The following is a 23,661-nucleotide window of genomic DNA, read 5'->3' on the forward strand; positions in this document are numbered from 1 at the left end:
CGGCGGGGTCGGTGCGCCACCTGCGCCCTGCCGGGCGTGGGGCCGGGGGCGGGGCGGGGGTGCCCCGGGGTGAGCAGTTCTTGCGACGCATACCTGCGTACGAGTACCGCAACTGCTCACCCTCGCTCGTCTCCTCTCGGGCGGTGAGCGCTTTCTGCGACCGCAAGCCGGGTTCGAATGCAGCAACTACTCACCCGGGGGAGGGCGCCACCCGGAAAGGGGGGCGACGATCACGAGCGGATGCCGACGCTCGGGCAGGCGAACGGGACCGCGGGGCGGGCGAGGAACGGCGCGCTACACGGGGCGGGGCGATGGCGCGCAGGGCGCCGTGGACCCGCGGACGACGAGGCGCGGGGCGAAGGTGCGCGATCCCACGGGCGAACCCGTGACCTCGTCAGCAGAACGCCCGCACGCGCGTTCGACCCCCGCGTCGTCTTCCGCGACGGCCCCCGCGTCGCCCCCACTGGTCGCGGGGCCCCGGCTCCCGTCGGCGAGCAGCGCGAGCAGCGCCTCCCCCGCGCGCTCGCCGAGCTCCCGCGGATCTCCGCTGATCGTCGTCAGCGAGACGATGCCGTAGGCGGCGAGCGGGGAGTCGTCGTAGCCGACGACCGACACTCGGGACGGCACCGCGAGCCCCGCAGCGCGGGCCGCTGCGATCGCCCCGACCGCCATGGGGTCGTTCACCGCGAACACCGCAGTGGGCGCCTCGCGGAACCCCGCGCGCGGCAGCGCCTCACCCGACCCCGACCCCGACCCAACCCCGAACAGCGCCGAGGCCGCCGCTCGGGCAGCGCGCTCCTCGTTGACGTCGGCGTGCACGATCGAGGGCGCGAGCCCGGCGTCCGCCATCGCCTCGCGGTACCCGGTTTCGCGCGCCGCCGCACTCGCCCCGGGGCCCGAGATGCAGGCGATGGTGCGATGTCCGAGTTCCACGAGGTGGCGAGTGGCGATCCGGCCCCCCGCCACCTCGTCGCTCGCGATGACCGGAACGTCGGCCGCGCCGACGGCTCGGATGCCGAGCACGACGGCAGGCACGCCCGCGCGCTGAACGGCGTCACCGCTCGCCTCGCCGGCGAGCACGAGACCGTCGACCCGGAGTGCGCGGAAGGCGTCGATCGGGTCGACGCCCAGGTGCGCGTTGAGGTGCGCATCCGCGACGCTGAGCGCGTAGCCCTCCCGTCCGAGCGACGCGCGCAGCCCCGCCAGGGCGTCGACGAACCAGAGGTTCGAGAAGTCGTCGATCACCACGCCGACGCTGCGGGTGCGGGTTCCGGCGAGTCCGGCGGCGAGCCTGCTCGGGGTGTAGTCGAGTTCGGAGATGGCGGCGAGCACCGCCTCCCGCTTCTCGGCGCTCACCTTCGGCGAGTCGCGCAGCACCAGCGAGACGAGCGACTTGGAGACGCCGGCGCGCTCCGCCACGTCGTAAATGGTCGGTCGTCGCATCGCAGTCCTTTCACGGGGCCCGCTTCAGGTTACGGGAACGGCGCCCCGTTTCGCGCGAACGATTGACAGGCCCGACGTCTGCGGCTAGCGTGACTAGCATTGGAGCGCTCCAACGCGTGCCACGACGCGAATTCGAGCAACGCAGCATCCGAAGGGAACATCATGAACGCATCCATCGGCGTCGCCGTGATCGGCGCGGGCATGGCCGGCAAGGCCCACGCCGCCGCATACCGGGCGGCCACCACCCTCTACACGCCCGCGCTCCCCGACATCCGGCTCGTCGCCATCGGCGATGTCTTCGAGCCGCTCGGAACGGAGACCGCGCAGCGATTCGGCTTCGAGCGCCACGTCGCAGACTGGCGCGACATCGCAGCGTCCGACGACATCGACGTCGTCAGCGTCGTGGTCGCCAATCCGCTCCACCGCGAGATCGTCGAAGGGCTCCTCGCGGCGGGCAAGCACGTGCTGTGCGAGAAGCCGCTCAGCGACACCATCGAAGATGCACGATCCATGGCCGAGGCCGCGCGCCGCGCCGCGGCGTCCGGCATCATCGCGCGCATCGGCTTCAGCTACCTGCGCGCACCGGGAATCGCCTTCATCCGGCAGCTCATCGACGACGGCAGGCTCGGCGAAGTGCTCCACTTCTCAGGTCGCTACTGGACCGACTACGGTTGCCGCACCGACGCCCCCATCAGCTGGCGCTACCAGGGCCCTCCCGGCTCCGGAGCAATCGGCGACGTCGGCAGCCACCTCGGCTACATCGCCGAATACCTCTGCGGGCCGGCCCGCGAGGTCTCGGGCGGGCGATTCCACACGGCCATCACCGAACGCCCGAAGCCGCTCGGCCAGGTCGTCGGGCACAGTCGCGGCGGGGTGAGCGACGAGACCGCCCCCGTGACGAACGACGACTACGCCTCGTTCAGCGCGGAGTTCGCGCAGTGCGTCGGCAGCATCGAGGTATCGCGCGTCGCGGCCGGCCACCCGAACACCTGCACCATCGAGGTCTTCGGATCGGGCGGAGCCGCGCGATGGTCGCAGACGAATCCCGCCCAGGTCGAGGTGATGCTGAACGACGAGCACACCGACGTGGCCGGGTTCCGCACCGTCGCGCTCGGGCCGGCGCACCCCCACTACGCGGGAGGATGGGCGATGGACGCCCCGGGCGTGGGCATCGGCCAGAACGACCTCTTCGTGCACCAGGCGCGCGCCTTCCTGGAGGAGGTGGCGGGACTCCCCGCCGCGCAGTCGCTGCCTCGATGCCGCACCTTCGACGACGGCGTGCACAACATGGAGGTGCTCGCAGCCGTCGCCGAATCCGCGCGCGCCGGCGGTGCCGCGGTCGCGGTGGGCTGATCCGCCCCGCCCCGCACCCAGCCCTCCACCACGAAACGAGCACCAGCATGAAACTCGGCGTCTACAACGCGATCCTGCACGACCGCAGCCTCCCCGAAGCGATCGCGGTCGTGCGCGACCTCGGCCTCACCGGGATCGAGCTGAACTCCGGCGGCTTCCTCCCGGCGACGCACATCCCGACCCTCGACGAGATCCTCGTCTCCGACGCGGCGCGCGACGACTTCCTCGGCGTATTCGCGGGCACCGGCGTCTCGATCGCCGGGCTCAATTGCAACGGCAACCCCCTGCACCCCGACCCCGTGATCGGCGACGCGCACGCAGGAGACGTGCGCCGGTCGATCCGGCTCGCCGAGCGGCTCGGGCAGGATCGGGTCGTCACGATGTCGGGCCTCCCCGGCGGCGAACCCGGGTCGACCGTCATCAACTGGGTCGTCAACGCCTGGAACTCGGCCGCACTCGACGTGCTCGACTACCAGTGGGATATCGCGACCGGATTCTGGCGGGAGATCGACCGCTTCGCGGCGGACCACGGTGTGAGCGTCGCCCTCGAGCTGCACCCGCAGAACCTGGTCTTCAACTCGGCCGACGTGCACAAGCTCATCGAGCTCACGCGCGCCACGCACCTCGGCGTCGAACTCGACGCGTCGCACCTCTTCTGGCAGCAGATGGATCCGGTCTCCGTAGTGCGGCACCTCGGCGAGCTCGTCCTCCACGCCGCCGCGAAAGACGTGCGCGTGAACCCGGAGTGGGCGCGGCTCAACGGGGTGCTCGACAACTCGTTCCGCCGCCTGGCGCCCGACGAACCCCGCACCCATCTCGGCGGAGACGAGTGGGCGAATGCGTGGCCGGAGCGCTCGGCCTGGGACTTCGTCGCGCTCGGCAGGGGCCACGACACCGCGTTCTGGACGGAGTTCTTGCGGGCGCTCCACGAGGTGGACCCCGAGATGTGGGTCAACATCGAGCACGAGGACGTCTCGCTCGGCCGCCTCGAGGGGCTGCAGGTCGCGTCGGAGGTGCTGCTCGAGGCGGACGCCGCGCTGCGAGCCGGCCTGTAGGTCGAGGGGCCTCGCGGGCCGCGGATCGCGTGGCCCGCGGCCCGCGGCCCGACGCCCGCCGCCCGCGAAAGCGCAGTCGGCGTCGTCCGCGCGAGCGGGCGCGACCGGAACTGCGCTTTCGGCGCGCGCTCGCCGGTCGGTGCCCTCGCCCCTCACACCGCCGCGCGCTCGCCCGTCAGCGCGCTCGCCCGCGCGGCGTCGAGCACCGCGACCGTGTGGAGCGCCTGCTCGAGGGTCACGTTCGGGGTCTCGCCCGCGACGATCGCGCGGTGCAGGTCGCGGTAGAACTCGGTGTAGTCGCCGCGCTGCGAGGGGACGCGGGTCGCGCCGGCGCTGGTCGTCAGCACGCCCCAGCGCTCCTCGGCCTCGACGCCCCAGACGTCCGCATCTGCGGCGGGCGTCAGCCCGGCGCGCAGCTGCTCGACCTGCACGTCGGACATGTGCGACTCGTAGTTGCCCTCGCGGCCGATGACGATCATGCGGCGGTCGTCGCGCCGCGCGCCCTTCGTCGACGACACCGCGCTGAAGACGCCCGACGCGTGGTGCAGTCCGAGGAAGAAGCCGACGTCGACGCGCTGCTCGCCCGTGCCGATCCAGTCGAGGTGGGCGTCGACGCGCTCCACGGGCCCGAAGAGCTGCGTGAGCTGGTCGACGACGTGCGCGCCGAGGTCTCGCAGCAGCCCCTCGTCGGGGCCCTGGTCGAGCACCGACCGGTCGTCCTGCTCGAGCGCGAAGTCGGCCCGCCACACGGGCCCGAGCTCGCCCGAGGCGAGCACCGATTGCAGCGTGACGAGGTCGGTGTCCCAGCGCCGGTTGTGGAACACGGTGAGCGTGCGCTGCGCCGCGCCCGCTGCGGCGATGAGCTCGCGGGCGGTTGCGGCGTCGGGCGCGAACGGCTTGTCGGCGACCACGTGCACGCCGCGTTCGAGGGCGCGCAGCACGAGTTCGCGCCGGGTCGCGGGCGGGGTGGTGATGACGACGGCGTCGACGCCCGCGTCGATGAGCGCATCGAGCGATGCGTAGGCGGGCACGCCCGGCGCGGCTGCGGCGAGCGCGGCGCGCGTGGTCTCGGATCGCGCGACCACGCCGACGAGCTCCCATTCGGCGGCGGCCTGCACGTACGGCAGATGGAACAGGCGTCCTCCGACGCCGAATCCGACGATTCCGATGCGCATGTGCGCTCCTTACCTGCTTCGCGGCACGTAGATCGCGCCGGTGGTCACTTCTTCTTCGAGGGCCTCGAGCGTGCGCCCGCGCGTCTCGGGCACACTCTTCCAGACGAAGAGCAGCGCGAGCGCTCCCACGGCGGCGAAGACGAAGAACGTGTTGGATATCCCGATCCCGTCGACGAGGGGGAGGAAGGACAGGGCGACGACGCCGTTCATGATCCAGAGGGCGAACACCGAGATGCCCATGCCGATGCCGCGCATGTGGAGCGGGAAGATCTCCGAGAGGTAGACCCAGACGGCGACGTTCAGGAAGGTCTGCATGGACCCGACGAAGATGACGACGAGGGCGAGGATCACCCAGGGCCGCACGGCGCTGCCTTCGGGGAGGGTGAGCGAGGCGGCGCCGATGAGGAGGTGGCTCACCGTCGTGAGCGTGAACCCGGTGATGAAGGTCTTGCGGCGGTCGAGCCGGTCCATCATCTGGAGGGCGATGATCGCGCCGATCACGGCGATCACGCCCGGTGCGACGTTCGCGATGAGGGCCGCGTTCTGGGAGAAGCCCGACTGCTCGAGCACCTGGCTGCCGAAGTACATGATCGAGTTGATGCCGGTGAGCTGCTGGGCGATGCCGAGCCCGATGCCGACGAGGATGATCTTGGTGAGGTTGCGGTTCGAGAGGATGGCGCGCCAGCCGATCTGGGACGCGCCGCGCTCCTCGTCGACGAGTGCGCGCAGCTCGCCGATCTCGGCGGCGGCGCGCTCGGGGGTGCGCACGGTGGCGAGCACGCGTTCGGCGCCGGCGTAGTCGCCGCGGCCCACGAGCCAGCGCGGCGATTCGGGCATGCGCAGCATTCCGAAGAAGAGGGCGATCGCGGGCACCGCACAGACGGCGAACATGACGCGCCAGATGCCGTCGATGTGGCCCAACACGTTGCCGATGACGGCGTTGACGACGAAGGCGGCGAGCTGGCCGACGACGATCATGAGCTCGTTGCGGCCTGCGAGGGATCCGCGGATCTCGTAGGGCGCGAGCTCTGCGAGGAAGACGGGGACCACGGTCGAGGCGCCGCCGACGGCGAGCCCGAGCAGCACGCGGCCGAGGATGAGCGTGCCGAAGCCGAGCGGCGTGTGCGTGCCGGGGGTGTCGCCGCCGGGCGCGAAGACGACGAATGCGGTGCCGGCGAAGAAGAGCACGGCGAGCAGGATGATGGTCTTGCGCCGACCCCAGGCGTCGGAGAGGCGACCGCAGACCATTGCGCCGAGGGCGGCGGCGAAGACGAGCGAGCTGGTGAACCAGCCTTCGAGGAACGGGGTGAGGCCGAGCTCCTGCGACATGGGGCTGAGAGCGCCGTTGACCACTCCGGTGTCGTACCCGAAGAGCAGGCCGCCGAAGGTGGCGATGAGCGCCACGAGTCCGAGGCGGCGCCGGTGGGGCCCGGTTCCGAGCGGGGGCAGCGATGTGCGACTCTCGCCCGCGGTTCCGACTGGCATTCTGTGACTCCTTCGTCGTGCACGCGACTCGCCGAGTAACGGTCGCTTCATCTGAGCCTAACAATGTCGTTACATTTGGACAAACTTTTCAACGCGCTACAGTGGACCGGTGATGTCCGCGCTGCCCGAGCTCGCCCCGTTCGCCTGGCCGCTGCTCGCCCTCGCGGCGTGCATCGTCGGGTTCTCGAAGACGGCGCTCCCCGGCGCGAACACGGTCGCGATCGCGATCTTCGCCGCGATCCTGCCCGCGAAGCAGTCGACCGGGGCGCTGCTCGTGCTGCTCATCGTCGGCGACGTCTTCGCCGTGTGGGCCTACCGCAGGCACACCAGCTGGCAGACGATCCTGCGTCTCGCCCCCGCCGTCGTCGCGGGCCTCGCGCTGGGCGCGGCGTTCCTCGCGTTCGCCAGCGATGGCTGGGTGCGCCGCTTAATCGGCGGGATCCTGCTGCTCGTCGTCGCCTTCACGGTCTGGCGGCGCTACTTCTCCGTCGGGGCGTCGGCGGGGCCCGGGGGGCGCACCGGCAGCATCGTCTACGGCTCCCTGTCGGGCTTCACCACGATGGTCGCGAACGCCGGCGGGCCCGTCATGTCGATGTACTTCCTCGCCGCGAAGTTCCCCGTGCAGGCGTTCCTCGGCACCGCGGCCTGGTTCTTCGCGCTCATCAACCTCGCGAAGCTCCCGTTCTCGTTCGGGCTCGGCCTCATCGACGCCTCCAGCCTCGCGCTCGACCTACTGCTCGTACCGGGCGTCGTCATCGGCGCGCTGATCGGGCGCTGGATCGCGGCGCGCATCTCGCAGCGCGTCTTCGAGAGCGCGGTGCTCGTCGTGACGATCCTCGCCGCGCTCTACCTCGTCGTCTTCTGAGCCCCGCCCCCCTCAGCTCAGGCCGGCCAGTTCCCGAAGCTTCGCGAGCTGGAAGCGCGACACCTCGTCGGCCCGCTCGTCCTCGGCGAACACGTTCGACACGATGAGGGCGTCGTCGCGGTCGAGATACCCCGATGCGCGCAGGGCTCCGAAGAGCTCCTGCCAGTCGACGTCGCCGTCGCCGATCGCGAGGTGCTGGTGCACGCGCACCGCGTTGCCCGGCGGATTGGTGATGTAGCGCAGCGCGTGCGACCGGGTGTGGTCGAACGTGTCGGCGGCGTAGACGGCGCCGAGGCGATCACCGAGCTCCGGGATCAGGCTCGACGCCCGATCGCCCGAGTGGAAGGTGTGCGCCGCGACGTACACGAAGCCGACCCGATCGGTGTTCAGCCCGCGGATGATGCGCCACGCCTCGAGGCCGTCCTCCACGAAGTCGTCGGGGTGGGGGTCGAAGTTGAGCGCGACCCCTTCCCGCTCGAGCACGGGGATGAGCTGCTCCATCGCGCGGTAGAAGGCGTACTCCGACTCCTCCTCGCGCTCGGGGCGACCTGAGAACTCGGTGTTCACGATGGGCGCCTCGAGCTCCGCGGCGATCTCGATGTAGCGGGTCGTGTTGAAGACGGCCGCTTCGACCTGGTGCGGTTCGGGCCCGCCGAAGCGCTGCACGGGCAGCACCGAGGTGATGGTCACTCCGGCGTCCTTCGCGCGCTTCTTCAGCTGCGCGATGAGCGCGCTGTCGACCTTCGGGTAGTGGAAGTGCCGCCCGAAGTCGGGGTTCGGCGTCAGCTGCAGGTACTCGTACCCGAGCCGCGCGACGACGTCGGGGAAGTCGAGCAGGTGGACGGAATCGTTGTACGGCGTGGGGTCGAGTGCGATGCGCACGCGGGGGCCTCCTCAGAATTCGCGGTGCTGCTGGTCATGGTGCTTCGGCTTCGGTGAGCGATTCGGCTTCGGTGAGAGCATTTCAGCAGATTTCGTCTCACGGAAGCCGCATCGCTCACGCTTCCGGAGCGCCCGGGTTCCCGAACGCCCGGGAACCCGGGGCTCACGCGTAGAACGCGGGCCGCTCGGGCGCGTCGACGGGCACGACGCCGCCGTCGTGCATCGCGGCGACGCCCGCCTCGCAGGAGAGCGCGACGAGGTAGCCGTCCCAGGCGTTCGGCCCGTCGACGAGATCGCCGCGGCGCACCGCGTCGACCCAGCGCTGGATCTGCTCGTCGTAGGCGGCGGCGAAGCGCGTCGTGAACGACTCGTGCTCCTTCGTGCTGCAGCGGCCGGCGCTCCAGAGCTGCAGCCCCGCGGGCTGGCCGATGCGGGCGACCCCCTGCTCGAAGACCGCCTCCGTGGCGACCTGATACCCGAACTGCACGCTGACGCTCATCTCGACGTCGACGAGCACGCCGTTCTCGAGCTCCATGATGACGAGGATCGGCTCGTGCAGGCGCTCCGGCGCGAGCGAGTTGCGGCGCGGGTGCTTCACCTCGACGCTCACGACGCGCGATCCCGCGAGCCAGGGCACGACGTCGAACTCGTGCACCACGGAGTCGGTGATGAGCATGTCGTTGGTGTAGGTGTCGGGCACGGACGGGTTGCGGTGCACGCCGCGCACCATGAGCAGCTCGCCGCTCTCCCCCGACGCGACGAGGTCGCGCAGCGCCTGGTACTCGGCGTCGAACCTGCGCATGAATCCGACCTGGATGTGGGGCCGGTCGAGCCGCTGCTCGAGCTGCAGCACCTCCCACGAGCTCGCCGAGTCCTGGGTCAGCGGCTTCTCGCAGAGGATCGGCAGCTGCGCCGCCAGCGCGGGCGCGAGCACCGGTGCGTGGAACTGGCCGGGCACGGCGATGAGCACGGCGTCGAGCGCGTCGGCCTCGATGGCGTCCTCGAGGCGCGCGAACAGCTGCGCCCCGGGGGCGTCCTGCGCGGCGGCGGCGGCGCGGCCGGCGTCGGGCTCGACGACGGCCGAGACGCGTGCGCCGCTGATGCGCTCGGTGATGCGGGCGATGTGGTCGGCGCCCATCTTGCCGGCGCCGACGACGGCGACGCGGAGATCTTCGGTCATGGGGTGGGTTCCTTTCGATTCGACTCCGGGGCCGGGCGGTTGCGGGCGGGGCCGGGAGGGGGTTCCGGGCGGGGCGCGTGCACCGCGCGGGGGCGTGCGCGCGCTACGCCCGCGCGCGGTGCGTGCAGGAGAAGATGTGCTCGCGGGTGCGGGTGGCGATGGGCAGCGGCCGGTCGACGTCGCATCCGTACATGTCCTGCTCCACGATCGCGAAGATGTCGGGGTCGATCTCGGCGACGGCTTCGATCACGGGCGCGAGGTCGGGGATGCCGTGCGGCGGTTCGATCATGATGCCCTGGGTCACCGCCTCGGCGAACGGCACGTCGTTCTTCAGCACGTCGAAGAGCAGCGAGGGGTCGACCTGCTTCAGGTGCAGGTAGCCGATGCGCTCGGGGCGCTCCTCGATGAGCCGCACGGTGTCGCCGCCGTAGTAGGCGAAGTGCCCGGTGTCGAGGCACAGGTTCGTGTAGCGCTCGTCGGTCTCGTCGAGGAAGCGCAGCACCTCGCGGGTGGTGCCCACGTGGCTGTCGGCGTGCGAGTGGAACTGCTGCTTGACGCCGAACTCCTCGAGCAGCGCCTTGCCGAGTCGGTCGTGGCCGGCGCCGAGCTTCGCCCACTGCTCGTCGGTGAGGGTGCGCGGCTCGAGCACCTGACTCGTCGCGTCGCTGCGCCAGAGGTCGGGGATCACGACGAGGTGCTCCGCGCCGAGCTGCGAGGCGAGGCCCGCGACCTGCAGCGCCTGATCCCAGGCGCGCTGCCACTCGTCGTCGCCCTTGTGGAAGCCGGTGAACACCGTGCCCGCGGTGAGTTTCAGCCCGCGCGCGCCGAGCTCGTCCTCGAGCTGATGCGGGTCGGTCGGCAGGTACCCGTACGGGCCGAGCTCGATCCACTCGTAGCCGGCGGCGACGACCTCGTCGAGGAAGCGCTGCCAGGGCACCTGGCCAGGGTCGTCGGGAAACCAGACGCCCCACGAGTCGGGTGCGGTGCCGATCCGGAGCCCGGATTCCGCGTTCAGTGGTGCATTCACGCGCAAACTCCATCGTTCGAAAAGGGGCACTTGCCGCCTATTTGATATGACAATAGGCCATAGTCTATCGGAGGGCGAGAACTCGCGAAACCGGAGCCAGAGAAAGCGTTGTTGACGGGCGGCTCTTGCAGCGATTCGGCGCACCCTCGCGTGCGCCCTGAAACAAAATTCTTTGTTTCATTTTGGTACGATCGGTGTGTGCCCCTCCGAAATCCAGCGCCAGACCTCGCGGCCCTGCAGGCGAAACTCATGAAGCAGGATGGCGAGCGCTTCTTCCGCGTATTCACAATGTCCGATCTCGACGATTCTCGCTATATGCATTGGGACGAGATCTCACGACGAACACCGCCGCGCGACCTCACGCATGAGGAGTGGTGGGTCGCTCTCAAAATCAGTCGCTTGGCGCAGTCACGCCGACTCCCCCTGCACGCGAAGAACGGCTCCGCCTTCACCGTCAATCTGACCGACGAAGTACTGCAGCTTTCCGAGGAGATCGCCCGCCGTGCCGGAGGCACTGTCGGGGGAGCTAAGAACGACCTCAATCGAACCGGAGCAGACACATACCTCGTCCGTTCACTCCTCGAAGAGTCGATCCGTTCGAGCCAACTCGAAGGCGCCTCCACCACCCGGAGAGTCGCAGTCGAAATGATCGATAGTGGGCGGGAACCCCAAGACGTTTCCGAGACGATGATTCTCAACAATTATGTCGCTATGCAGGAGGCGAAAACAGAATCGAGCAGCCCCCTCACGCCGGAACTCGTGCTCGATCTGCACCGTACGCTCACCCAGAACACGCTTGAGGATCCCGACGGATCGGGTCGGCTGCAGACGCCCTCGGATGAACGCGTGAGCGTCTGGGCAGGAGACGTGTGCGTGCACGTCCCGCCCCCAGCGGAAGAGCTTCCGGAACGCTTGCAGAAGCTCTCCGAATTCGCAAACGGCACACCAGAAGATTCGCCGTACCTGCCACCCGTTGTTCGAGCGATAATCACTCACTTCATGTTCGGATACGATCACTATTTCGAGGATGGAAACGGACGCACGGCGAGGGCGGCCTTCTACTGGTCGATGCTGCACAATGACTACTGGCTTGCGGAATATGCCACTATTTCGGAGATCCTGAGAAAAGCCCCTGGCAAGCACGGTGACGCCTACGAGCATTCAGAGGACGACGATGGAGACCTGACGTACTTCGTCTTGCATCAACTTCGAGTATTCAAACGGGCGCTCGACCGGCTCGATACCCATATCGAGACACGACGAGCAGAGACTTCTCGGCTGCAACGCGCGCTCACAGGCGCCGCTGAACAATTCAACTTCCGGCAAGGCGAGATTCTGGAGTCGCTGTCGAGTCAGGAGTACACCGCAGTGAGCGCCGCAACCGTCGCCAATCGGTTCCATGTCACGGAGCAAACGGGACGAAACGATCTTCGTCATCTCGAACGGCTCGGCTTGCTCTTCAGGCTTCCGAAGTCACGACCCGCGCTTTGGGTCGCGAGCGGGGACCTTGCTGCGAGAATCGACAAACTCGACCCAGGCACTGGGCAGTGAGGGATCGACTCGAGGAAGGCGTCAAACAAAAAGGTTTGATTCATTTTGTTCGTTTTTGTTTCGGCGAGTACTTCCACGAGCGTCGTCGATGCGGCTGAGAGCATCGGGTGATGTTCGGGGCGGCGCGCCGCTAGCCGAGCAGCGGCTTCTGCGCGGCGACCTGCTCCTCGTACTCGGCGCGGGCGCGCTGCGTCGAGTCGAGGGTCGACACCTGCGGCACGGGCACGTCCCACCAGCCGGCCCCGTCGGGCGCGTAGAGCAGCGGGTCGCTGTTGATGTGGATGAAGGTGGCGCGATCCGACGCCTTCGCGCGGGCGATCGCCGACTCGAGGTCCGAGATCGCGTCGGCGGTCGGCTCGACCTCGATCACGTCCATGCCGTAGCTGCGGGCGTTCATCGCGAGATCGACGGGCAGCACGCGCGGCCCCTGGAAGTTCTTCGCGTCGTCGTCGTACGCGCGGTACCAGGTGCCGAAGCGCTCCGATCCGACGGTCTCCGAGAGGTGGCCGATCGAGGCGTAGCCGTGGTTCTGGATGAGGATCACGATGACCTTGATGCCCTCGGCCACGGCGGTCACGAGCTCGCTGTTCAGCATCAGGTACGAGCCGTCGCCCACCATGACGATCACGTCGCGGTCGTCGCCCGCGGCGACCAGCCCGCGCTTCGCGCCGATGCCGCCCGCGATCTCGTAACCCATGCACGAGTACGCGTACTCGACGTGGTAGCCGAGCGGGTCGCGCACGCGCCAGAGCTTGTGGAGGTCGCCGGGCAGCGATCCGGCCGCCTGCACGATCACGTCCTCGGGCGCGCTCGCGCGCTGCACGGCGCCGATGATCTCGGGCTGGCCGGGCAGCTCGCGCCCCGACGCGGCGAAGGCCCCGTCGACGAGGCCGTCCCACTCCGCCTTCTCGGCGGCGATGCGCTCGGCGTAGGAGGCGGCGACGCCGAGGCCCTCGTCGGGCTGCGCGCGGTGCGCGTCGAGCAGCTCGGTCAGCGTCTCGCGGGCGTCGGCGATCACCGCGATCTGGGTGCCGTGCTTGTAGGCGTCGAACGCGGCGACGTTGATGTTGACGAAGCGCACGTCGGGGTTCTGGAAGGCGGTGCGCGACGACGTCGTGAAGTCGCTGTAGCGGGTGCCGATGCCGATGACGACGTCGGCCTCGGCGGCGAGCCGGTTGGCGGCGAGCGTGCCCGTCGCGCCCACCCCGCCGAGGTACTGCGGGTGATCCCAGTCGAGCACGCCCCCGCCGGCCTGCGATGATCCGACGGGAATGCCGGTGGCCTCCACGAAGGCGCGCAGCTGCTGCTCCGCGTCGGAGTACAGCACGCCCCCGCCGGCGACGATGAAGGGCCGCTGCGCGCCGCGGATCGCCTCGAGCGCCTGGGCGAGCGCATCGCGCTCGGGGCGCGGGCGGCGGATGCGCCACTCGCGCGGCTGCAGGAACTCCGCGGGCACGTCGAGGGCCTCCGCCTGCACGTCTTCGGGGAGCGCGATGGTGACGGCGCCGGTCTCGGCGGGGTCGGTGAGCACGCGCATGGCGGCGAGCGCGATCGAGAACAGCTGCTCGGGCCGCTGCACGCGGTCGAAGAAGCGGGAGACCGGCCGGAACGCGTCGTTCACGGTGAGCCCGATGTCGTGCGGCTGCTCGAGCTGCTGCAGCACGGGATCGGCGACGCGCGTCGCGAACGTGTCGCTCGGCAGCAGCAGCGCGGGGAGGCGGTTGGTCGTGGCGAGTGCTGCGCCCGTCAGCAGGTTGGTCGCGCCGGGCCCCACCGATGCGGCGGAGGCGTAGGTGCCGCGACGGCGGTGCATGCGGGCGTACCCGACCGACTGGTGCACCATCGCCTGCTCGTTGCGGGCCTGGTAGTACGGCATGAAGTCGGGCTGCTCGACGTTGACCTGCTTGAGGGCCTGGCCGATGCCCGCCACGTTGCCGTGGCCGAAGATGCCGAAGGTGCCCGGGATCGTGCGCTCGCGGATCTCGGCGCCGTCGGCCGCGCGATCCACCGTCCACTGGTTCGCCAGGAACTCGATGAGCGCCTGGCTCACCGTCATGCGTCGCGTCGTCATCGTGCCTGCTCCGTCTCGGTCTTCGGGGCGCCGGTCGTCGGGGCGCCGGTCGTCGGCTTCGGGGTGAAGGGGAGCCGGGAGTCGAGCTGCTGATCCTCCCAGGTGTCGCGCACCCAGCCGTGCGCCGGGTCGTCGCTGATGAGCCAGGAGCGCTCGGGGTCGGGCCCCGCCATCACGTTGAGGTAGTACATGTCGTAACCGGGGGCCGCGACCGCCGGGCCGTGGTAGCCGTGAGGCACGAGCGCGATGTCGCCGGTGCGCACCTGCGCGTCGATCTCGATGGGGCCGGCGGGCGAGGAGTACGTGCTGAACATGCCGAAGGCGCGCTCGGCGTCGACGCCGGCGGGCGCATCGCGCGTCGGCGCGACCTCGAAGTAGTAGATCTCCTCGAGCTGCGACTCGTGCCCGGGAATGCGCTCGTCGTGCTTGTGCGGGGGGTACGACGACCAGTTCTCAGCGGGGGTGATGACCTCCACGACGATGAACCGGGCGGCGTCGAGCGACTCCTTGCGGCCGAAGTTGTGCACCTGGCGGCTCGACGCGCCCGCACCGCGCAGCTCGACCGGTACGTCGTCGGCCGTCAGGTGGCGCGAGGGGCGCACGAGATCGGGGTCGCCCGCCGGCACCGGCGAGGTGGCGACGAGGAAGCGGGCCTCCCCGGCCGGCGCCGCGGTGGCGGTCACCTCGGCGGTGGCGACCGACGAGAGGTAGAGCACGTCGGTGGGCCCGTCGAAGACGGAGGCCCGGCCTGCGAGGTCCACCGCGATGTCGGCGGCGTCCCCCTCCCGGTACGTCACCGCGAACGACCCGGAGAGGGGCACGATGAGGCGCTCGACGCCGGTGCCGTCGAGCGCGATCGCGTCGCCCTCGCCGAGCCGGGCGACGCGAACACCGGTGTGCTCCCATCCCGGGATGCGCTCGTCGACGACGGATTCCCATCCGCCCTCGGCGAGTTCGCCCCGCCGGTGGAACCATCGACCGGCCGGTGCCGTCTGCTGCGCGTCGTGCGTCATGTCGCCCCTCCTCAGGTGCGTGCGATCAGTCGTTCTGCGGGAAGCCGAGGTTGATGCCGCCGTGGGTGGCGGGGTCGAGCCAGCGGCTGGTGATGGCCTTCTCGCGGGTGAAGAACTCGAAGCCCTGCACGCCGTACGCCTTCGCGTCGCCGAAGAGCGACGCCTTCCAGCCGCCGAAGGAGTGGTAGGCGACGGGCACCGGGATGGGCACGTTGATGCCGATCATGCCGACCTGGATCTCGTGCTGGAAGCGGCGGGCAGCGCCGCCGTCGTTCGTGAAGATCGCGGTGCCGTTGCCGAAGGCGCCCGAGTTGATGAGCGCGACGCCCTCCTCGAACGTGTCGACGCGCACCACCTCGAGCACGGGCCCGAAGATCTCCTCGGTGTAGGCGCGCGACGTCGTGGGGATGCGGTCGATCAGCGTCGGGCCGACGAAGAAGCCGTTCTCGTGCCCCTCGACGGAGAAGTCCCGGCCGTCGACCACGATGGTCGCGCCGTCCTGCTCGGCGATGTCGATGTAGCCGGTGACCTTGTCGCGGTGCGCGTCGGTGATGAGCGGCCCCATGTCGGGCTCGGGAGCGGAGGCCCCGTTGCCCACGGTGAGCTGCGCGATGCGCTCCGCGATCTTCTCGATGAGCTCGTCGGCGACGGGTTCGACGGCGAGCACCACGGAGATGGCCATGCAGCGCTCCCCCGCGGCGCCGTAGCCGGCGTTGATCGCCTGATCGGCGACGAGGTCGAGGTCGGCGTCGGGCAGCACGAGCATGTGGTTCTTCGCTCCGCCGAGGGCCTGCACGCGCTTGCCGTGCTTCGAGGCCGTCTCGTAGATGTACTGCGCGATCGGCGTCGAGCCGACGAACGAGATCGACTGCACGCCCGGGTCGGTCAGCAGACCGTCCACGGCGAGCTTGTCGCCGTTCAGCACCGTGAAGACGCCGTCGGGAAGACCGGCCTCCTGCCACAGCTCGGCGAGCCAGAGGGCGGCGGAGGGATCCTTCTCCGAGGGCTTCACGATCACGGCGTTGCCCGCGGCGATCGCGACGGGGAAGAACCACATCGGCACCATCGCGGGGAAGTTGAAGGGCGCGATGATGCCGGCGACGCCGATCGGCTGCTTGATCGAGTAGACGTCGATGCCGGTGGAGGCGTTCTCGGAGAAGGCGCCCTTGATGAGGTGGGGGAACCCGGTCGCGAGCTCCACGACCTCCTGGCCGCGCAGGATCTCGCCCATCGCATCCGAGACGACCTTGCCGTGCTCGCGCGTGATGATCTCGGCGAGCTCGCCCTTGCGGGCGTTCAGCAGCTCGCGGAACGCGAAGATCACGGTCTGCCGCTTCGCGATGGAGAGCGCGCTCCAGGTCTCGAATCCGCGGTTCGCCGAGGCGATGGCGGCGGCGATCTCGGCGTCGTCGGCGAGGGCGACGTGCGCCTGCACCTCGCCCGTCGCCGGGTTGTAGACGGGCGCGGTGCGGCCGCTCGCGGAGGCGGTGCGGGCGCCGTCGATCCAGTGGGGGATCACGGGGAGGGATTCGGTGCTCATGGCGTGCGTCCTTCGTGTCGTTCGGGGCGTGCGTGTCGTTCGGGCGTGCGTGGGGTCGGGGCGTGCGTTCAGGAGACGGGTGCGGGTTCGGATCGGCGCGGAGCGGAACCCGGATCGCGGGGAGTCTCGGCGAGGTCGCGGTGCACGAGCCGCGCGGCGGTGTCGACCGCGGCGGCCACGTCTCCGTCGTGCGGGTAGAGCAGCGTGCGGCCGACCGTGAGGCCGCGCACCCCGGGCAGGGCGAGGGCGCGCTCCCACGATGCGAACGTCTCGTCGGGGTCGCCGCCGTTGTCGCCGCCGAGCAGCAGCGTCGGCATGGTGGTCGCCTCCATGACGCGCTCCATCTCGGGCACCACGGGCAGCTTCATCCAGGTGTAGGCGCTCGAATTGCCGAGGCCCGATGCGATGGCGGTCGAGAGGATCACCGCGTCGGCGGAGAGGTCGTTCACGACCCTGCCGTCGACGCGGCGGCTCATGAACGGTTCGAGCATGATCGGCAGCCCGGCCGCCGCAGCGGCGTCGACGGCGCGTGCGGTCGCCTGGAGGGTGGCCGCCGTGCCCGCATCGTCCAGGTCGACGCGGATGAGCGTCTTCGCGAAGTCGAGCCCCTGCCGCACCATGGCGTCGATGTCGTACGCCGTGTAGCGGTCGTCGAGTTCGAACGAGGCGCCGCGCAGCCCGCCGCGGTTCATCGAGCCGACGACGATCTTGTCGTCGAGCAGCCCGAGGGCGGCGAGGTCGTCGATGATGTCCGGCGTGCCGAGCACGCCGTCGACGCCGGGCCGCGAGAGGGCGAGCGCCATGCGCTCGAGCAGGTCGTACCGGTTCGCCATGGCGGTGGCATCACTGCCGACGGCGATGGCGCCGCGCGCCGGGTGATCCGCCGCCACGATGAAGAGTCTGCCGTCGCCGGCGACCACCTCGCGCCGGCGGCGCTCGGTGAGCGCGTGCGCGATGGCCGAGGGTGCTGCGGCGCGCAGGTGGCGCAGCCGGTCGAAGTCGAGTGCCATGATCAGGCCCCCTGCTCGAGCAGGGCGTCGACCTCTGCGGCGTCGGGCATCGCGGTGGAGCACTCGCGGCGTGTGGCCACGATGGCGCCGGCGACGTTCGCGAAGCGGAAGATGCGCTCGAGGTCCCAGCCTTCGAGCAGCCCGTGGCAGAGCGCGCCGCCGAAGGCGTCGCCCGAGCCGAGGCCGTTCACCACGTCGACGAGGTGCGGGGGCACCTCGACGCGCTCCTCCCGCGTCTTCGCGAGCACGCCCTTGGGGCCCTGCTTCACGATCGCGAGCTGGAGGCCGCGCTCGAGCAGCGCGTCGGCCGCGCGGTCGGGCTCGGTCTCCCCCACGGCCACCTCGCACTCCTCCCGGTTGCCGACCGCGATCGTCGTGTGCTCGATCGCCGCCGCGACCTGCTCCGCGGCCTCCGCCGGGGTGTCCCAGAACATCGGGCGGTAGTCGAGATCGAAGATGGTGTGCGCGGCCCCCGCGCGGGCCTCGAGCGCTGCGAGGTGCGTCGCGCGGCTCGGCTCCTCGCTCAGCCCGGTGAGGGTGAACCACAGGATGCGGGCGTCGCGCACCGCGTCGAGGTCGAGATCGTCGGTGGCGATCTGCAGGTCGGGCGCCTTCGGCTTGCGGTAGAAGTAGAGCGGGAAGTCGTCGGGCGGGAAGATTTCGCAGAACGTGACCGGCGTGGGGTACTGCGGATCGACGCGGACCTCGCGGTTGTCGACGCCCAGGCGTTCGAGCTCGCGCAGCAGGTAGCGGCCGAAGGGGTCGTCGCCGACGCGCGACATCAGCGCGCTCGCCCGCCCGTACTTCGCCGCGGCGACGGCGACGTTCGCGGCGCTCCCGCCGAGGTACTTGCCGAAGCTCGTCACATCTTCGAGGCCGACGCCGTCTTGCAACGGGTAGATGTCGACGCCGAGCCGACCCAGTGCCAGAACGTCATCTCGACGCCGCTGTTCCGACATTCGCTACTCGCCTTCTCGTGGTGGCGCAGGCGGGCCTCGTGCACCGCTGCATTTGTCCTAACAATAGCACGAAGTGGAGGGGAGACACGCGCACCGTGACGACGGGGGTAATGTTGTCATCACAAAGGGGTCGCCCGCGGCCCACCGCCTTCGACCCGCGTGCCACCCCAGCGCCGAGGAGCACCGCACATGAGTATTGAACCCGTCTGGCCCGGCGAGCTCTTCGCCGACCTCGACCGCAGCGGCCCGATCCCCCTCTACTTCCAGATCTCCAGCCGCCTCGAGCGCGCCATCCGCGACGGCATCATCCCCGCCGGGGCCCGCCTCGAGAACGAGATCGCCATCGGGCAGCACCTCGGCCTCTCCCGCCCCACCGTGCGGCGGGCGATTCAGGAGCTCGTCGACAAGGGGCTGCTCGTGCGACGCCGGGGCATCGGCACCCAGGTCGTGCAGGCGCGAGTGAGCCGACCCGTCGAACTCACCAGCCTGCAGGAGGACCTCACGCGCGCCGGTCACCACCCCAGCACGCGCGTGCTCTCCCTCGACCGCATCCCCGCCGACGAGGAGGCCGCGCAGCGGCTGCGCGTCGCGGCGGGCACCGAGATCACCCGCATCCGCCGCCTGCGGAGCGCCGACGGCACGCCGATGGCGATCCTCGAGAACCTGCTGCCGCCCGAGTACGCCGACATCACCCGCGACGACCTCGAGACGCACGGCCTGTACGAGATGCTGCGGGCCCGCGGCATCGCCATCAAGATCGCGAACCAGACGATCGGCGCGCGGCGCACCCACAGCGACGAGCACGAGCTGCTCGACGTGGCGAAGGGCAGCCCGGTGCTCACGATGGATCGCGTCGCCTTCGACCAGGGCGGCAGCGTCATCGAGGCCGGCCACCACTGCTACCGGCCCGACCTCTACTCGTTCGAGACCACGCTCGTCTCCCGCTGACGCGGCGCCCCCGGCGAGCGGGCGATGACCTCGCGGTAGACCTCCACCAGCCGGTCGGCCGACGCCTGCCAGCTGCGCTGCACCGCGTGCTCCCGCGCCGCCTCGCCCATGCGCTTCAGCCCCGGCTCGTCCGCGAGCAGGTCCCGGATCGTCGCGGCCCACACCGCCGGGTCGTCATCGGCGAGCAGCACGCCGGTCGTTCCCGCGACGACGGCCTCCCGCAGCCCGCCCGCGTCGCGCGCGATCACGGGCACCCCCGACGCCGCCGCTTCCAGCGCGACGAGGCCGAACGTCTCGGTGTGCGACGGCACGAGCATGAGACTCGCCGAACGGATGCGCTCGGCGAGCTCCCGCCGCCGGAGCGCCCCCTCGAACGCCGTCGTGCCGAGCATGCCGTTCGCGACGACCGCCTCGTGCAGCTCGCGGGCGTAGTCATCGCCGTCGGGCGGCGGCGCCCCCACGATGCGGAGCGTCGGGCGCTTCGCATGCGGCAGCCGCGCGATCGCCTCGATCGCGAGGTCGAAGCCCTTCAGCGGGTGCAGCCGGCCGACGAGGATCACCTCGGGCCGCCCGCCGCCCCGCAACCAGTCGCGCTGCTCGTCGCACTCGGCCGTGTCGCACGGGTGGAACAGCGCGGTGTCGACGCCGAGGGGCACGACGCGCACACGATCCGCGTCGCCCTGCAGCCGCTCGAGCACGGTGGCGCGCTCCGCCTCGCTCACCGCGATGATGAGGTCGGTCTCGGCGGCGAGCCGCGCCTCCCCCGCGAGTCGCCCGGGAGACTCGGGCCGCTCGCCGTCGCCGATGGGCGACTCGGGCGGCGCGGCGATCGAGTGGTAGCTCTGCACGAGCGGGATGCCGTGCTCCCGCGCGACCGGCAGCGCGGCGATGCCCGAGAACCAGTGCTCGGCGTGCAGCAGCTCGACCGGGTCGCCCGCGATCGCGTCGTGCAGCAGTCGGCTGAACTCGTCCATCACGTGCTCGTGCTCGCCCTTCGCCAGCAAGCGGGGCGGGCCGGCGTCGAGCAGCACCACCGTCAGGCCCGGCATCAGCTCGACGGAGGACGGCGTCTCGGTGTCGCTGCGCCGGGTGAAGATGCGCACGCGGTGCCCGGCCCGGGCCAGCGCCTCGGCCTGCGCGCGCACGACGACGTTCATTCCGCCCGCGTCCTTCGTGCCCGGCACGTCGAGCGGGGAGGTGTGCAGCATCACGAAGCCGATCGAAAGTGCTGCGGTAGTCATACGTCGAGCGTAGCGGCACGGCCGGGGGCCGTCGGCACATGTCCCATCGACTCCGCGTTCGCACTCGACGCCCGATACCCCAGGGAGGTATGGTGGGCGAAGACGAACCCGACCGGCACCCGAGGAGGCCCCGTGAACGCGACGCACCGCGCCGACGACGCCTGCGAGCCCGAGTTCAGCGCCGGGCACCCCGCACGGCCCGAAGCGGCCGCCGACCCGCGCGGGTCGCACGGCCACGGCCACGATCACGGGCTGCAGGGCGCGACCACGGCCACCGCGAAGCACCGGCGCAGACTCGTGATCGTACTCGCGATCACGCTCACGGTCTTCGTCGTGCAGCTCGTCGGCGCCGTCGTCTCGAACTCGCTCTCCCTGCTCGCCGACGCCGGGCACATGCTCACCGACGCCACCGGAGTCGCGATCGCGCTCATCGCGAGCCTCATCGCCGGCCTCGCCGCCACCTCCAAGCGCACCTTCGGGTACCTGCGCATCGAGATCCTCGCCGCGCTCGTCAACGGCATCGTGCTGGGCGTCATCGCCATCGTTATCCTCGTCCAGGCGATCGCCCGCTTCGGCGCCGAGGTCGAGGTGCACTCCGGGCCGATGCTCGCCGCCGCGGTGATCGGCGCCGTCGCCAACCTGATCTCCCTGCTCATCCTGCGCTCCGGGCAGCGCGAGAGCCTCAACGTGCGCGGCGCCTACCTCGAAGTGCTCGGCGACCTCCTGGGGTCGGTCGCCGTCATCGCCGCCGCGATCGTCATCCTGATCACCGGGTGGAACGCGATCGACCAGATCGCGTCGATCCTCATCGCGCTCCTCATCTTCCCCCGCGCCATCAGCCTGCTCCGCGACGTCGTCGACGTGCTGCTCGAGGCGTCCCCCAAGCACATCGACGTTGACGCGGCGCGCGCGCACATGGAGGCGGTGCCCGGAGTCGAAGAGGTGCACGACGTGCACGCCTGGACCATCACCTCGGGCGTCGCCGCCTTCTCGGCGCACGTCACGGTGACCGACGCGGCCTGGAACGAGCGCGGATACCACGCGATCCTCGACGAGGTGCGCGCCTGCCTCCACGAGCACTTCGACACCGATCACGTCACGCTGCAGCTGGAGCCGCGCAGCCACCTCGCCGCGGGCGAGCGCGTGCACGCCTAGTCGGAGGGCGCACGCCGCGTCGGCGGGCGCACGCCGAGTCGGAGGGCGCACGCCGAGTCGGATAGTGCGCGCCGCGGGAGCTGCGGCTTCCGTCCCCGGCGCCGGGGCTTCCGTGAGAGATTCGGCGTCGGTGAGGCCGAATCACCGCGAAACCCCTCACCGACGCCGGATCTCTCACCGAGGCTCGCGGCGGGGCGGCCCGGGCCGGCGCCCGGTGCCTCGGCGCCCGCCCCGGGCCCCCGGGCACCCCGGCTCAGTCGAGCAGCAGCGCGGGCTCCTCGAGCACCGACGCGACATCGGCGACGAAGCGCGAGATCACGTCGCCGTCCACGATGCGATGGTCGAACGATCCGCCGACGGTGGTCACCATGCGCGGCCGCACCTCGCCGTCGACCACCCACGGCTTCTGCCGGATCGTGCCCATCGCCATGATGCCGCACTCGCCGGGGTTCAGAATCGGCGTGCCGAAATCCATGCCGAAGACGCCGATGTTGGTGATCGTGATGGTGCCGCGCGCCATGTCGCTCGGCGAGGTGCGCCCGTCTCGGGCGGTGATCGTCAGCTGCTCGATGGCGCGGGCGAGGTCGAGCAGGCTGAGATCCTGCGCATCCTTGATGTTCGGCACCACGAGTCCGCGGGGGGTCGCCGCGGCGATGCCGAGGTTCACGAAGTTGTGGCGGATGATCTCGGTGTCGGTGAACGTGGCGTTCACCTCGGGGCTGCGCCGCACGGCCCACAGCATCGCCTTCGCGAAGATGAGCAGCGGCGAGACCTTCACGCCGGCGAAGTCGGTGGAGCTCTTCAGCCGCTTCACGAACTCCATGGTGCGCGTCGCATCGACGTCGGTGAACACGCTGACGTGCGGCGCCTCGAAGGCGCTGGTCACCATCGCCTGCGCGGTCATCTTGCGGATCCCCTTGAGCGGGATGCGCTCCTCGCGCGCCTCCGCGACTTCGGGGGTCGAGAGGTTGCGGAAGACGCTGGCCTGCGAGGCCTCGCGCACGACGTCGTCGCGCAGCACCTCTCCGGCGATGCCGGTGCCGGTGACCTGTGTCAGGTCGACGCCCAGGTCTTTCGCGAGCTTGCGGATCGGCGGCTTCGCGATCACGGGCGCGGATTCGGCGACCGGGATGACGGCGTGCGATCCGTGGTGCGCACCGGCACCGGCCGCCCCGGCGGGGGCTCCGCGGCCCGCGTCCGCACCGCCCGCCTCGCGGCGCAGCACGGGCTCGCCGCCGCGGCGACGGCGCGACTTCACGGCGCCGCCGGTGCCGTAGCCGACGAGCACCGCTCCGCCGTCGCCGTTCTCGTGGGCGACGCTGGCGGTGGTGTCGGCGACGACGTCGCGGGTCTCGTCGGTGTCGTGCGGCCCGTTCGCCGCGTCGGCGCCGGCGCCGGGTTCGGCCGACGTCTGCCCGCCGCCGGGCGCGCTCTCGGCGCCCGCGCCCTCCACGCTGACGCGCAGGATCGGCTCGCCGACCGGCACGGTCGCGCCGACCTCGACGAGCAGCTCGGAGACCACTCCTGTGAACGGCGACGGCAGCTCGACGAGCGACTTCGCCGTCTCGATCTCGCAGATCACCTGGTTCAGCGCGACGGCGTCGCCCGGCGCGACGTGCCAGGCGACGATCTCGGCCTCGGTGAGCCCCTCGCCGACATCGGGGAGGGGGAACGTCATCTCGCTCATGGAAACTCCTGCAGTCGGTTC

Annotated in this window: 19 protein-coding genes; 6 read left to right on the top strand and 13 right to left on the bottom strand. The window is 70.6% G+C overall.

The features are described 5' to 3' along the window. Nucleotides 1-294: 294 nt before the first annotated feature. A complete protein-coding gene (locus BLT44_RS02800; protein WP_010155662.1) occupies nucleotides 295-1,443 on the bottom strand; it encodes a LacI family DNA-binding transcriptional regulator in 1,149 nt (382 codons plus the stop codon). A gap of 162 nt (nucleotides 1,444-1,605) precedes the next feature. On the opposite strand from BLT44_RS02800, the gene BLT44_RS02805 reads away from it, so the two are divergent. Next, complete coding sequence (locus BLT44_RS02805) at nucleotides 1,606-2,796, top strand: Gfo/Idh/MocA family protein (protein ID WP_010155661.1); 1,191 nt, start codon at nucleotides 1,606-1,608, stop codon at nucleotides 2,794-2,796. Between the two features lie 47 nt (nucleotides 2,797-2,843). Further along, nucleotides 2,844-3,851, top strand: a complete 1,008-nt coding sequence (locus BLT44_RS02810; protein ID WP_010155660.1) for a sugar phosphate isomerase/epimerase family protein — start codon at nucleotides 2,844-2,846, stop codon at nucleotides 3,849-3,851. Nucleotides 3,852-4,003: 152 nt separating this feature from the next. Here BLT44_RS02810 and BLT44_RS02815 read toward each other — a convergent pair whose 3' ends face one another. Next, nucleotides 4,004-5,026, bottom strand: coding sequence for a Gfo/Idh/MocA family protein (locus BLT44_RS02815; RefSeq protein ID WP_010155659.1), 1,023 nt, complete (start codon nucleotides 5,024-5,026; stop codon nucleotides 4,004-4,006). Between the two features lie 9 nt (nucleotides 5,027-5,035). After that, nucleotides 5,036-6,511, bottom strand: coding sequence for a sugar porter family MFS transporter (locus BLT44_RS02820; protein ID WP_010155658.1), 1,476 nt, complete (start codon nucleotides 6,509-6,511; stop codon nucleotides 5,036-5,038). Between the two features lie 112 nt (nucleotides 6,512-6,623). Here BLT44_RS02820 and BLT44_RS02825 point away from each other — a divergent pair, with 112 nt between their 5' ends. Continuing rightward, nucleotides 6,624-7,376, top strand: a complete 753-nt coding sequence (locus BLT44_RS02825; protein WP_010155657.1) for a sulfite exporter TauE/SafE family protein — start codon at nucleotides 6,624-6,626, stop codon at nucleotides 7,374-7,376. A gap of 12 nt (nucleotides 7,377-7,388) precedes the next feature. On the opposite strand, the gene BLT44_RS02830 is transcribed toward BLT44_RS02825, so the two are convergent. The 3 genes from BLT44_RS02830 to BLT44_RS02840 form a co-directional block, all read right to left on the bottom strand. Beyond that, a complete protein-coding gene (locus tag BLT44_RS02830; RefSeq protein ID WP_010155656.1) occupies nucleotides 7,389-8,258 on the bottom strand; it encodes a sugar phosphate isomerase/epimerase family protein in 870 nt (289 codons plus the stop codon). A gap of 163 nt (nucleotides 8,259-8,421) precedes the next feature. Next, entirely contained in the window at nucleotides 8,422-9,438 is a 1,017-nt protein-coding gene (locus tag BLT44_RS02835) for a Gfo/Idh/MocA family protein (protein WP_010155654.1), read from the bottom strand. Between the two features lie 103 nt (nucleotides 9,439-9,541). After that, nucleotides 9,542-10,465, bottom strand: a complete 924-nt coding sequence (locus BLT44_RS02840; protein WP_010155652.1) for a sugar phosphate isomerase/epimerase family protein — start codon at nucleotides 10,463-10,465, stop codon at nucleotides 9,542-9,544. Between the two features lie 249 nt (nucleotides 10,466-10,714). Between BLT44_RS02840 and BLT44_RS02845 the strand changes: the two genes are divergently transcribed. Continuing rightward, a complete protein-coding gene (locus BLT44_RS02845; RefSeq protein ID WP_231291514.1) occupies nucleotides 10,715-12,016 on the top strand; it encodes a Fic family protein in 1,302 nt (433 codons plus the stop codon). Between the two features lie 130 nt (nucleotides 12,017-12,146). On the opposite strand, the gene iolD is transcribed toward BLT44_RS02845, so the two are convergent. The 5 genes from iolD to iolC all read right to left on the bottom strand — a co-directional run bounded on the left by iolD (nucleotide 12,147) and on the right by iolC (nucleotide 18,609). Then, nucleotides 12,147-14,087 carry a 3D-(3,5/4)-trihydroxycyclohexane-1,2-dione acylhydrolase (decyclizing) gene (gene iolD, locus BLT44_RS02850; RefSeq protein ID WP_010155650.1) on the bottom strand — a complete coding sequence of 647 codons (1,941 nt, stop codon included), beginning with the start codon at nucleotides 14,085-14,087 and terminating at the stop codon, nucleotides 12,147-12,149. Further along, entirely contained in the window at nucleotides 14,084-15,100 is a 1,017-nt protein-coding gene (gene iolB, locus BLT44_RS02855) for a 5-deoxy-glucuronate isomerase (RefSeq protein WP_010155649.1), read from the bottom strand. The genes iolD and iolB overlap by 4 nt, the downstream gene beginning before the upstream one ends. A 25-nt stretch (nucleotides 15,101-15,125) precedes the next feature. After that, nucleotides 15,126-16,640, bottom strand: coding sequence for a CoA-acylating methylmalonate-semialdehyde dehydrogenase (locus BLT44_RS02860; RefSeq protein ID WP_010155648.1), 1,515 nt, complete (start codon nucleotides 16,638-16,640; stop codon nucleotides 15,126-15,128). Nucleotides 16,641-16,708: 68 nt separating this feature from the next. Further along, entirely contained in the window at nucleotides 16,709-17,650 is a 942-nt protein-coding gene (locus BLT44_RS02865; RefSeq protein ID WP_010155647.1) for a class I fructose-bisphosphate aldolase, read from the bottom strand. Nucleotides 17,651-17,652: 2 nt separating this feature from the next. Then, entirely contained in the window at nucleotides 17,653-18,609 is a 957-nt protein-coding gene (iolC, locus tag BLT44_RS02870; RefSeq protein ID WP_010155646.1) for a 5-dehydro-2-deoxygluconokinase, read from the bottom strand. 189 nt (nucleotides 18,610-18,798) lie between these two features. Here iolC and BLT44_RS02875 point away from each other — a divergent pair, with 189 nt between their 5' ends. Next, nucleotides 18,799-19,557: a GntR family transcriptional regulator gene (locus BLT44_RS02875; protein WP_010155645.1), complete on the top strand. Its 759-nt coding sequence runs from the start codon at nucleotides 18,799-18,801 to the stop codon at nucleotides 19,555-19,557. On the opposite strand, the gene BLT44_RS02880 is transcribed toward BLT44_RS02875, so the two are convergent. Further along, nucleotides 19,524-20,798 (bottom strand): glycosyltransferase, encoded by a 1,275-nt coding sequence (locus BLT44_RS02880; RefSeq protein ID WP_010155644.1) that lies wholly within the window; start codon nucleotides 20,796-20,798, stop codon nucleotides 19,524-19,526. The two genes, BLT44_RS02875 and BLT44_RS02880, sit on opposite strands and share 34 nt — an antisense overlap. 132 nt (nucleotides 20,799-20,930) lie before the next feature. Here BLT44_RS02880 and BLT44_RS02885 point away from each other — a divergent pair, with 132 nt between their 5' ends. Then, nucleotides 20,931-21,953, top strand: coding sequence for a cation diffusion facilitator family transporter (locus BLT44_RS02885; RefSeq protein WP_010155643.1), 1,023 nt, complete (start codon nucleotides 20,931-20,933; stop codon nucleotides 21,951-21,953). 253 nt (nucleotides 21,954-22,206) lie between these two features. On the opposite strand, the gene BLT44_RS02890 is transcribed toward BLT44_RS02885, so the two are convergent. Beyond that, complete coding sequence (locus BLT44_RS02890; RefSeq protein WP_074689902.1) at nucleotides 22,207-23,640, bottom strand: dihydrolipoamide acetyltransferase family protein; 1,434 nt, start codon at nucleotides 23,638-23,640, stop codon at nucleotides 22,207-22,209. Between the last annotated feature and the right edge of the window lie 21 nt (nucleotides 23,641-23,661).

This window comes from Leucobacter chromiiresistens, from assembly GCF_900102345.1.
Classification (GTDB): domain Bacteria; phylum Actinomycetota; class Actinomycetes; order Actinomycetales; family Microbacteriaceae; genus Leucobacter; species Leucobacter chromiiresistens.

Bases quoted from the DNA above. Each gene is read 5' to 3' on its own strand.
- BLT44_RS02845 (WP_231291514.1), top strand. From the start codon at position 10,715: ATGAAGCAGGATGGCGAGCGCTTCTTCCGCGTATTCACAATGTCCGAT.
- BLT44_RS02835 (WP_010155654.1), bottom strand. From the start codon at position 9,438: ATGACCGAAGATCTCCGCGTCGCCGTCGTCGGCGCCGGCAAGATGGGC.
- BLT44_RS02890 (WP_074689902.1), bottom strand. From the start codon at position 23,640: ATGAGCGAGATGACGTTCCCCCTCCCCGATGTCGGCGAGGGGCTCACC.
- BLT44_RS02810 (WP_010155660.1), top strand. From the start codon at position 2,844: ATGAAACTCGGCGTCTACAACGCGATCCTGCACGACCGCAGCCTCCCC.
- BLT44_RS02800 (WP_010155662.1), bottom strand. From the start codon at position 1,443: ATGCGACGACCGACCATTTACGACGTGGCGGAGCGCGCCGGCGTCTCC.
- BLT44_RS02865 (WP_010155647.1), bottom strand. From the start codon at position 17,650: ATGGCACTCGACTTCGACCGGCTGCGCCACCTGCGCGCCGCAGCACCC.
- BLT44_RS02825 (WP_010155657.1), top strand. From the start codon at position 6,624: ATGTCCGCGCTGCCCGAGCTCGCCCCGTTCGCCTGGCCGCTGCTCGCC.
- iolC (WP_010155646.1), bottom strand. From the start codon at position 18,609: ATGTCGGAACAGCGGCGTCGAGATGACGTTCTGGCACTGGGTCGGCTC.
- BLT44_RS02820 (WP_010155658.1), bottom strand. From the start codon at position 6,511: ATGCCAGTCGGAACCGCGGGCGAGAGTCGCACATCGCTGCCCCCGCTC.
- iolB (WP_010155649.1), bottom strand. From the start codon at position 15,100: ATGACGCACGACGCGCAGCAGACGGCACCGGCCGGTCGATGGTTCCAC.
- BLT44_RS02875 (WP_010155645.1), top strand. From the start codon at position 18,799: ATGAGTATTGAACCCGTCTGGCCCGGCGAGCTCTTCGCCGACCTCGAC.
- BLT44_RS02880 (WP_010155644.1), bottom strand. From the start codon at position 20,798: ATGACTACCGCAGCACTTTCGATCGGCTTCGTGATGCTGCACACCTCC.
- BLT44_RS02815 (WP_010155659.1), bottom strand. From the start codon at position 5,026: ATGCGCATCGGAATCGTCGGATTCGGCGTCGGAGGACGCCTGTTCCAT.
- BLT44_RS02860 (WP_010155648.1), bottom strand. From the start codon at position 16,640: ATGAGCACCGAATCCCTCCCCGTGATCCCCCACTGGATCGACGGCGCC.
- iolD (WP_010155650.1), bottom strand. From the start codon at position 14,087: ATGACGACGCGACGCATGACGGTGAGCCAGGCGCTCATCGAGTTCCTG.
- BLT44_RS02805 (WP_010155661.1), top strand. From the start codon at position 1,606: ATGAACGCATCCATCGGCGTCGCCGTGATCGGCGCGGGCATGGCCGGC.